This is a genomic window from Desulfosporosinus sp. BICA1-9 (assembly GCF_000802135.1).
Genome location: NZ_JUEE01000047.1, coordinates 1 through 9226, shown reverse-complemented (window position 1 = coordinate 9226; position 9226 = coordinate 1). Strand labels below are relative to the sequence as shown.

9 protein-coding genes and 2 riboswitches are annotated in these 9226 nt (G+C 45.5%); all 9 genes read left to right on the top strand.

Going from position 1 to position 9226, the window contains the following annotated elements:
• A partial coding sequence (locus JL57_RS06420; protein WP_034141230.1) for a tyrosine-type recombinase/integrase occupies window positions 1–329 on the top strand: 329 nt, incomplete at its 5' end.
• A gap of 78 nt (window positions 330–407) precedes the next feature.
• Window positions 408–968: a PD-(D/E)XK nuclease family transposase gene (locus JL57_RS36275; RefSeq protein ID WP_366556990.1), complete on the top strand. Its 561-nt coding sequence runs from the start codon at window positions 408–410 to the stop codon at window positions 966–968.
• A 404-nt stretch (window positions 969–1372) separates the two neighbouring features.
• Window positions 1373–1554: riboswitch (cobalamin riboswitch) on the top strand.
• Window positions 1555–1769: 215 nt separating this feature from the next.
• Window positions 1770–2189, top strand: coding sequence for a hypothetical protein (locus JL57_RS06410; protein ID WP_034141229.1), 420 nt, complete (start codon window positions 1770–1772; stop codon window positions 2187–2189).
• 115 nt (window positions 2190–2304) lie between these two features.
• Window positions 2305–2485, top strand: a riboswitch (cobalamin riboswitch).
• A 336-nt stretch (window positions 2486–2821) separates the two neighbouring features.
• The gene (locus tag JL57_RS06405) at window positions 2822–3673 is read left to right on the top strand and encodes a nitrogenase iron protein NifH (protein ID WP_034141228.1); all 852 of its coding nucleotides are present in this window, start codon (window positions 2822–2824) and stop codon (window positions 3671–3673) included.
• Window positions 3674–3706: 33 nt separating this feature from the next.
• Window positions 3707–4951, top strand: coding sequence for a nitrogenase component 1 (locus JL57_RS06400; RefSeq protein ID WP_291299770.1), 1245 nt, complete (start codon window positions 3707–3709; stop codon window positions 4949–4951).
• On the top strand, window positions 4948–6147 hold the full coding sequence (locus JL57_RS06395; RefSeq protein WP_034141226.1) for a nitrogenase component 1: 1200 nt from the start codon (window positions 4948–4950) through the stop codon (window positions 6145–6147). The genes JL57_RS06400 and JL57_RS06395 overlap by 4 nt, the downstream gene beginning before the upstream one ends.
• A 34-nt stretch (window positions 6148–6181) precedes the next feature.
• A complete protein-coding gene (locus tag JL57_RS06390) occupies window positions 6182–7303 on the top strand; it encodes an ABC transporter substrate-binding protein (RefSeq protein ID WP_034141225.1) in 1122 nt (373 codons plus the stop codon).
• 73 nt (window positions 7304–7376) lie between these two features.
• Window positions 7377–8390, top strand: coding sequence for an iron ABC transporter permease (locus JL57_RS06385; RefSeq protein WP_034141224.1), 1014 nt, complete (start codon window positions 7377–7379; stop codon window positions 8388–8390).
• Window positions 8387–9172, top strand: a complete 786-nt coding sequence (locus tag JL57_RS06380) for an ABC transporter ATP-binding protein (RefSeq protein ID WP_034141223.1) — start codon at window positions 8387–8389, stop codon at window positions 9170–9172. Before JL57_RS06385 ends, JL57_RS06380 begins: the two co-directional genes overlap by 4 nt.
• Window positions 9173–9226 lie beyond the last annotated feature (54 nt).

The following is a 9226-nucleotide window of genomic DNA, read 5'->3' as shown; positions in this document are numbered from 1 at the left end:
AGATGGCTGTCAGCAAGCGGCTCAAGATACATGCGGCAACGGCCCACGAATCGTGCTCCGAGGTGCCTCTGGGGCTTCACGCGCACCAACTCAGGCATGCGAAAGCATCGCACTGGCTTGAGGATGGAATGAATATCGTGCAGATATCGTTTTTGCTAGGCCATGAGCAGGTGCTGACGACGATGGTGTACCTAGATGTGACCACAGAACAGGAAGCGAAGGCGCTGGCTACACTTGAAGATGAAAATGATCGAAAAGTCTCAAAAAAATGGAAGAATGGTGCAGGGTCACTTGCAAATTTCTGTGGGGTAAGGTCGATCATGGAATGAAAGAAATCCAAACCTTTCTTCATGAAAAACTACTTGAATATATGGCATAATGATGAAAGGTTTGGATTCTGTTTTTGTTTGGATAATCTGTTGTTATCCAAACATTTGGATTTTATCGAAATGCCTAAGCTCCGTCGGAAGTGGAGAAAGAAGGAAGTCACGCCCCAAAAGGATCCTCTGGTACGATGGTTATTCTTGCTAGATGGTAATGAGAATGAAGAAATCAGAAAACGATTGGAGGTGTTTGCAATGGAAGATCCGATGATCGACCGAGCCATGAAGGATTGGGAAGTAGCGAGTGCCGATCCTCAATTGCGGGAACTTTATTTTGACCGCAGGAAGGCGATACTGGATGAACTGGCGGCAGTAGAAGCTTCAAGGCTGAACGCAGAAAGGGCTAAAGCTGACGGTATAGCTGAAGGGGTAGTCATTGGGGAGGCAAAAGGAGAAGCAAAAGGTAAGGTTGAGACAATTTGCCAATATCTCGAAGCTCGTTTTGGCGCTGAATCTCAAACTCTTCAGGAGAGGGTACGCACGATCACAGACTTGGATGTACTCAGTCGAATTACAAATCGAATTTTTGTTGTCGCCCATTTAGATGAAGCAACGGCTCTCGTTCAAGATTATTTAGTCTACTGATCTAAGATGTACACAAGTCAAGTAAAGCCAGGCGATACCTATTCTAAGCTAATGAAATGTATCACCATCAACATCGTTGATTTCAAATGTACCCTACTCGTCCGGTCAGCCATCCCCCGGGGTCTGACTCTAAAACAATTCGACCTGTGCAATAGCTTGTTAACATATAATGGGTTATTTATATAATAAATACTAAATCCTAGATAACTCCCTTCCGATTTGATATGGTAAGCAGGGAGGTGGACAATTATGGGCAAATGCACTAAAAATAAGCTGGATAAAGCAGGGATTCCTAAGTTTTTGTAGAAGTAACAGATTAGGGAAAGTGCTGAAATTTGGAATAGGTCAATAGAGGTCTGGAAATTGACCAAGCCCATTTTTATTTGCTAGCCCGAAATGAAAAACTTAATACGTACGTAACGAGTATACTTTCTCAGGGAAGTATTGAAAAGGAAAGTCAGTCAATCTGACGCGGTCCCGCCACTGTGATAGTGAGCGGCCTTATATAATGTCACTGGGCAACCGGGAAGACGTAAGGCTGCGATGAACTTAAGCCAGGAGACCTGCTCGTTATAGATCAACACAGGAACCTACGGAAGATAGGGGAGGTGCCGATTATGCCGGGAAGTCAGCGAATATTGTCCGGCTAGCGAAGTCAGCTATATCCCTTTACAGGTATCTGTAGAGGGTTTTTTTGATTTTCTTATGAAAGAGGCATGACTGGTGAAACGACGGGAGAAAATTAACAAAAAGGAAGAGCGTAGATATGTATAAATACAGAGTGTATGGGAGCGAATTGTCATGATTACAGCCACTGTTCATAGTTTAGAAGGTGTTATCTGCAGACTTGGGTTAGACCCACTCACAGTTAACCGCTTTATGGAGGAGTGGTTACAAACTGCACACGAGGTTTCTTTTGAGGAGGCTAATGAGGTAGCTTGTATATTGAACAAAATGAAAGGATGCACTAAGTACTACTTAGCCCCAGATCCTATACAAGAGGGTTATCAGGTCGTGCTGATCGTGAGGAAAAATCGGGTAATTACTATACTGACTCAGATAACTAATTCCTTTTACGGCGTACCTGAGGCTAAGACGGTGGATGGTACACGTATGATTAGAACACTAGGGGGAGAGATGTATGAAGACTATGGCAATTGGGTTAGACATCTTAGAAAAAGACGTGAAAAGTGTTTTAATAGAAAAAAACTCAGATTCTAGAGAACGCTATTGTATGGATGGAGAATAAATCATTCGGAGAACCCTCGTCGGTTCGCACTTGACCAAGTATTGTCTATGTGATATGTTTAATTTGCCATTTTAACAATTTAATAATTTAACAAATGAGCAAGCGATTTTTCTTAACGGAAAAATAATAACAGGGAAGCTGATGTAAATCCAGCGCGGTCCCGCCACTGTAATGGGGAGTTTGTGCTACATCCACTGAGGAAACTTGGGAAGGAGGCACTAAACGATGAACCTGAGCCAGGAGACCTGATTGCTCATATACTTTACTCACGATGGATGGGTGGAGGGACCTGAGTTTATCTGGCCCTTCAAATTTTGGAGGGCCTTATCTATTTTATGGGTACATATTTGCTTTCCCGAGGGAAACTGACCTTTTGGGTAAAAGTCTTCTGCTAGCGGGATCTGTTTTCAAAAATGCGAATGCGACTTGAAAGCGGGGAAGAACGCGTCGTTCGAGACAACTGATTCATTACTGTCTTTATGATTAGTGATGAGGGGTTGTCTCTTTATTTTGGCTAGCTATTACAGCTTTGTAGAAGTGTGAGGAAGGGGCACTTTCATTAATTTTTGTGCCTTGAGTACAGCGAAAGGAATGACCACTTATTATGAATATACAAAAAGAGCGAGACTGTTTGAAATTGGCGTTTTATGGAAAAGGGGGAATCGGAAAATCGACGGTAGCGGCCAATATTTCTGTAGCGTTGGCAATGCAGGGTCTTAAGACCTTGCATATTGGGTGCGATCCTAAGGCAGATTCCACAAGGTGTCTCGTAGGGCGTAAAATTCCCACGGTCTTGCAACAATTGCAGGCCAAGCAACTTGGTATTTCCCGCCAGGATATTGTATTTCCTGGCTTTGGCGGTGTTAACTGCATTGAAGCCGGAGGCCCCGAAGCTGGTATTGGGTGTGCTGGCAGGGGGATTATCACCATGATGGAGGAGTTGCAGTATCTGGAAATATGGGGTGAAGCCTGGGAAACTGTTATTTATGATGTGCTGGGGGATGTAGTGTGCGGTGGCTTTTCTGTTCCGATGCGTGAAGGGTATGCCGATACAATTTATATCGTAACATCATCGGAATTTATGTCGGTATATGCTGCCAACAATATTATGAAGGGGATCAGTAGAAGTCAGGAGACAAGGCCGGTAACCCTGGGGGGGTTAATTCACAATTGCAGAAATCCTGAGTCGAGTAGAGCGGCAGTTGAACAGTTTGCGATTTTAACAGGTACGCGGGTAGTGGATGATGTCCCTTTCAGTCGGGAAATTGCTCTTTCGGAACTTGAAGGCAAAACAGTTCTGGAAAAGTTCCCGGATTCAAAGGCAGCTTGTTTCTTTAAGGATTTGGCAGGTGTTATTACTGAGAATCAGGGTTATAGGCCAGTCAAAGCGCTTGAGGACGAGGAATTAGAAAAACTCAGTCACTATATGCTAGACCTGGAATTGCGAAAAGCATAGATGGATGGGTACCGGAAAGCGGAGGAAATGGAATTGTCTTGCACGGGATATATAAGAACAAGTAGCGGCGAAGAAAAGATTAAGCTTGCGGATATCGCGAATAAAATGCCGCTTGATAGTTTTTTTGATAGGGGTATAGCGGACGATGAGTGCGGGGAACTGGTCAATTTGGTCTTATGTGTGCCGGGAATTGATGTAGTGGCGGCAGGTCCCTCATCCTGTTCCAGAGTATTATATTTCAGGGCCGGGAAAAAGGGCTTGAACGAAAAGTTATTCCTACTTCCGGTTTCCAGCAACGATTTTGCTACCGGGAAGCATCTGGAAAAATTAGAGGAGGCGCTAGAAAGCCTTGTTACAACGCGTCGGTCAAAAGCGATCATCGTTTATATTACTTGTGCCGATATTCTGATGGGTACTGAGTTTGTAAGCTTAACAAAACGAATAGAAAGCCGGTATGGGATACCGGTGAAGGTTTTTGAGCGGGGGCCGCTTGCTCGGAGAAGGACACTTCCTAAAGAGCGGCTCTGTGGTATTTTTGTCGATTTGCTGCAAAGGGGCGTCCTGCAAGAGACGAAAAGCCACATCAATCTGTTGGGAGACTCAGGAAAACTCCCTAAGGATTTCGGCCTGAGACAGATACTCAGGAACTATTGTACCGGTGAGGAAATCAGAGAATTTGCCGCGCTGGACTCCTACGAAGAATTTGAGGACATGGCAAACGGAAAGTTAAACATCGCCTTGGATCGTTTTGGTTATGATTTGGCGGTGCGCATGTGGGAAAAATGGAACATACCCTTCCTATATTTGCCTGCCTGCTACAACATGAAAGAGATTAAGCATAACTATGCAGCGTTGATGGAGGGAATGCAGGTTACTTGGGATTTTAGCCAGGATGCCAAAGAGTACCACAGAGTTGCTGCCGAAGTAGCTGTGGCGTTGGTTGGAAAACGAATTGCGGTGGGGATTGGGCCAAGGTCCTTTGAGCTCGCCCAGGCGCTGGAGTTGATCGGCCTTTCTGTTGCTGCAATATTTGCCGAAACAGTGAACAAGCAAGATATGACGTATATTCAGGCGCTTTCTGCCACGGGAAGCCAGGCGGAGGTTTTCTTGGTTTCCAACGTAACTGTTGAAACGCAGATGGGCGGATTTGAAGGAATAGACATTGCTATTGGAGAGAAAGCATCATTTTATTGTCTAAAAGCCAAAGAAATAGTGGTGAGTGCCGACTATCGTTTCGGATATGAGGGGATCATAGAAATTTTGGAGGGTATGAGATGAGCAGTTTTTTGTCCCGCATACCTTCGTTGGCAAGTGACTATTCTGGTGCCTGCTCTGTTCTCCTTGCTTTGCATTCACTTAACCTTCTGTACTCGCCCGGCGGGTGTAGTAGCGCAGTCATCGAATGTGATGAAATCAGGGATTTGCGGCAGACTTTGTTCTTCAGTTCCAAGTTGGGGGAGATGGAAGCCGTCATGGGCGCAGCAGAGGAATTCCTGTTTCATGCGGAAAGGCTCCGGGCGCAAAATCGGCAGACCGAACTCATCGCAATTATTGGTACGCCGGTCCCAGCTTTGACGGGAGTCGATATCGGGGCAATGGCGGATAGGCTGAGCAAGCGGACAGGCTTGACCGTCTTGGCGCTTCCGACGGAGGGATTTGAGACCTATTACTCCGGCGTTTACTATACGCTGTTAACCTTGGGCAAGCGTTTTCTGGAAAGGAGGGAAAAGAAGAATAATCAAGTGAATATCATCGGGTATACGCCTCTAAGTCTTGGCAAGGAAACACATTTAACCGAACTCATGGATGAACTGGGGCAGTGCGGTCTTGAAATTAATTGTTCGCCAATAGAGAAAATTGATATGAAAACCTTTCAGAGCATGTCTTCTGCTGGCTTGAACCTTGTCGTGTCCCATGAGGGTGTAGGGCTTGCCCAATATATGCAAAAAGAATATTCGATACCTTATGTGATGAATTTGCCTGTGGGCTTGTGGGGTATGCAGCGGCTGTTTCAGGTTCTGGCGGAGATAGTAGACATTCCTCGGAGTAACGCAAGCAAGCAACGATACGCTCCAACTGGTAGGGCACAGCCTAGACAAAGGGCCGTCGTGATCGGCGAACCACTTTTTGCTTCCTGCATGGCTTCTTGTCTGCATAACGACTTTGGGCTTGACTATGTTGAACCAACCAGCTTGATGAAAATGGATAGACGAATGAAGAAAGTATATCAGGAAGAGACGCTTTTCGGGGTTCACTTGTTTGAAGGCGAGGAAGCGCTGGGAGAGTGGATAGATAGAATACAGCCGGATATCATTGTCGGAGACCCACTTTATCAGGGACTTCTAGGCGAAGGCAGTACCCGGTATGTGCCTATCCCGCATGTAGGGTTGAGCGGACGGATGTATGCCGATGCACATTACGCGTACATCGGAAGAAGAGGATATGACTATTTAGCTGGTTTTTTCGGTGGATAAATCTTTTAAGGAATATAACGGAGGGGGAATTTTTATGATCGAGCACCGTAATAGAAAGATGCATTTATTATCACTTCTACTAGTCGTGTTTTTAGTGTTAAGCGTTGCGGGGTGTCAATCCAGCGGGAATGGAATGAAAACGTCAGCTGACCAAACGTCCGGGACAAGAATTGTTACCGATTTGGTGGGCAACCAAGTAGAGATTAAGGTTAATGTGGAAAAGATTGCCATCGTGCCTATTCCTTGGGCTACTATTGTCTATGCGGTTGATGGGTCAGGGAAAAAAATTGTTGGTATGCATCCGTCTGTGATGAAAGCCTACCAGAAAAACATCTTGAAGGACATGGCTCCTGAAATGGCCAACGTCAATTCGACGTTCGTCGATAATAACTTCAACGTCAATTACGAAGAAGTAGCTAAGCTGAAGCCTGATTTAGTTGTCATTTGGGATTACCAGCTGGAAACTGGTAAAAAGTTAGCAGAACTCGGTATACCTTCTGTAGCTATCAAATATGGTACTCTTGAGGATTTGCAAAACGGCATCAAGCTGGTTGGTGAGATATTAAACCAGCAAGAGCGGGCAGCTGCGCTTATCAAGTATCAACAGGACACCAACAGCTATCTGAAGTCCAAGGAGAGCGCACTAGCGGGCAAAGACAAACCTAAGACCCTGTATCGGAGAGATGAACAACTTCAAGTAGCCACAGGTGAATCTGTGAACAAAATCATGATCGACACTGCAGGCGGGGTGAACGTGGCCAATGAGGTGACGGGGGATAACTGGAAGAAAGTCACAATGGAACAAGTTATAGCCTGGAACCCGGAAGTCATTATCCTAAGTAACTTCTCCGATATATTACCCGAAGATTTATATAAGAACAAGTTTTCAGGACAAGATTGGAGTAAAATTGATGCTGTAAAAAACAAACGAGTGTATAAAGCACCTATGGGTATTTATCGCTGGGATGCGCCGTGTGTGGAAACCCCATTGATGATCAAGTGGCTGGGTAAGGTTTTTCACCCTGAGGTGTTCACGGATTACGATATGAGGGCAGACCTGAAAAGTTTTTACCAGAAATACTTCAATTACAAACTAACTGACCCAGAACTAGATCGGATTTTGAATAGCAAACTTAATCCTGACCTGAAAATATAACCGAACTTGGTGATTGGGTATAAAGCACGTCAAACCATCTTTCTTCTATGTTGAAGGGCAAGGAAAATACACTATGATTTGCAAACAAAAGAACTTGAAGTTTGTGTGGCTTGCCATGCTGCTAATCTTGGCGGGGACGTTTTTTGGATCGCTGTTCGGGGGCAGATATTTTATTTCTCCGGGTGAAGTCGGGAAAATATTAATCGCGGGACTCCTCGGTGGGGAACAAGATAGCATAGCTGCTTCAGTGGTCTGGAATCTCCGCTTGCCAAGAACGCTGTTGAACGCTTTAGTCGGGGCTGGGCTGGCTGTCGCGGGGGCGTCGTTCCAAGGGGTTTTTAAGAATCCCCTGGTAAGTCCCGATGTGCTGGGTGTCAGCTCTGGTGCGGCATTTGGAGCCGCTTTTGGCATATTGCTTTCGGGCGTTAATCAGCTGGCCACGGTCTTAGCGCTGGTCTTTGGCATCTTGAGTGTGTTTATGACCTACACACTTTCTAAGCTGCGCGGAGAATCGTCAACCTTATCGCTTGTGTTGTCCGGCATGATCATATCTGCGGTATTCAGCGCCTTAATCTCGTTGATCAAATACGTTGCAGACCCCTACGACAAGTTGCCTGCTATTACTTATTGGTTGATGGGGAGTTTCGCCAATTCCTCCTACAGTAATTTGAAGCTGGTTGGAGTTCCCATTCTCTTAGGCATTGTTGTCTTGCTGCTCCTTAGATGGCGGATTAATATCCTTTCCTTGGGGGATGAAGAGGCTTATTCTTTAGGGGTAAACCCCGTGAGGACAAGGCTGGTCATTATTGTTATGGCTACCTTCATTACGGCCGCTTGTGTGACAGTTACAGGGGTGATCGGCTGGGTAGGTTTGGTTATACCGCATATCTGCCGTATGCTTGTGGGAGAAGACCATAAGAGCCTGCTCCCTGCCGCTTGTATTGTGGGAGCGATTTTTATGATTATTGTCGATATGATTGCGCGAACGGCGACGGCTGCAGAAATCCCGATCGGCATCTTAACAGCCCTTGTGGGGGCACCGTTCTTTGCGATCCTATTTAAAACATCGAAAGGCGCTTGGCAATGATACTTGAAGTTAAAAATGGATATTTCGGATATACAAAAGACAATAATCTATTACAGGATATCTGCTTTACCCTCGGCGAAAAAGAGATTATGACTGTCTTAGGCCAGAACGGGATCGGCAAAACGACGATCCTAAAGTGCGTGACAGGGATTCTGAAATGGAGGCTAGGTGAGACGTTGATCAATGGAAAGTCTATGGGGTCTTCGCGGGAAGCGTCAAAGCAGATTTCTATTGGTTATGTGCCGCAAGCGCAGGGGCTCTCTTTTCCCTATACGGTCAGAGAACTTGTAATCATGGGTCGGGCTAGGCATATTGGCCTTTTTTCCGTGCCATCCGGGAAAGACAAAAAAATCGCGGACCAGGCAATCGATGAGGTAGGCATCCGTTCTATTCGGGACAAGTTGTGTACGCAATTAAGCGGCGGGCAATTGCAGCTTGTGTTCATCGCTAGGGCCTTAGCGAGTGAACCTAAGGTGCTGGTTCTTGATGAACCAGAATCACACCTGGATTTTAGGAATCAGTTCATGATAATAAATCTTATTATGAGGCTGGTCAGGGAACGCGGCCTGTCTTGTATCATAAATACGCATTATCCGGAACATGCTTTGCGTCTGTCGGATACTACGCTGCTCTTGGGACAAAATTCGTATTTGTTCGGAAGGACTAAGGAGATCATTACTGAAAAACGAGTCGAAGAGTACTTTGGAATTAAAGCAAAGATTTTGCCAGTGTCCTATAAGGGTGAGGAGATTAAAGCCTTCGTTGTGCTGGATAATACCTGAACGAGATTTCTTGCTCCATCAGCCTTTGCTGGACCTAGCCTTGCGTTTCTCGGA